Source organism: Streptosporangium vulgare (assembly GCF_042428775.1).
Taxonomy (GTDB): Bacteria; Actinomycetota; Actinomycetes; order Streptosporangiales; family Streptosporangiaceae; genus Streptosporangium; species Streptosporangium vulgare.
Genome location: NZ_JBHMBS010000144.1, coordinates 1 through 678 on the forward strand (window position 1 = coordinate 1; position 678 = coordinate 678).

The 678-nt window shown below is 70.8% G+C and carries 1 pseudogene; it reads right to left on the reverse strand.

Annotation, left to right across the window (positions count from 1 at the left end):
* Positions 1-267: pseudogene (locus ACFFRH_RS44395) on the reverse strand (ABC transporter permease); the annotation flags it as partial.
* Positions 268-678 lie beyond the last annotated feature (411 nt).

Genomic DNA, 678 nt, shown 5'->3' on the forward strand with positions numbered 1-678 from the left:
GTAGGACTGGGTGGCCAGCGTGGTCGCCCACACCGACGCCAGCGCCATGATCGCGCCCACCGACAGGTCGATACCCCCACCGATGATCACGAACGTCATGCCGACGGTGATCACGCCGATGGTGGCGGCCAGCGACAGGATGCTCACCATGTTCGAGGTCGTGGCGAAGGTGTCGGGCACCGTGACCAGACCCACCACGGCGAGCAGCACCAGCGCGACCACCAGGCCGAGGTGGCGCGTCTCCCCGAGGCGGGAGAGCGGGCTCACCGTGGCGGGCTTGCGAGCGGGCGCCTCGACGCGGTCGCTCTCGTCCACGGGCGGCTTCACCGGAGCACCGCCGAGACGCTCGGGGCTCCGAAACGGAGGGAGGTGACGTCCATGAAGACCTGTCGGTTCCTTTCACTAGTTCCTGCGCGTCCGGCGCTCGCGGGGTTCCCGGCGCTTCCGGCGTGCCGTGGGCTCCCGGGCTTCCCGGGTCTCGCGGCGGAGGAGGTCGCGGGGCACTTCCTGGAGGGGGCCGCGAAGCCCGCCTCCCTGAGGGAGGTCACGGAACCCTCCCTGGAGGGGGTCACAGGGCACTCCCTTCCATGATCATGTCGAGGACGGCGTGCTCGTCCAGCTCACCCGCGCCGGCCTCACGAATGACCCGGCCCTCCCGCAGGACCAGCACCCGATCGG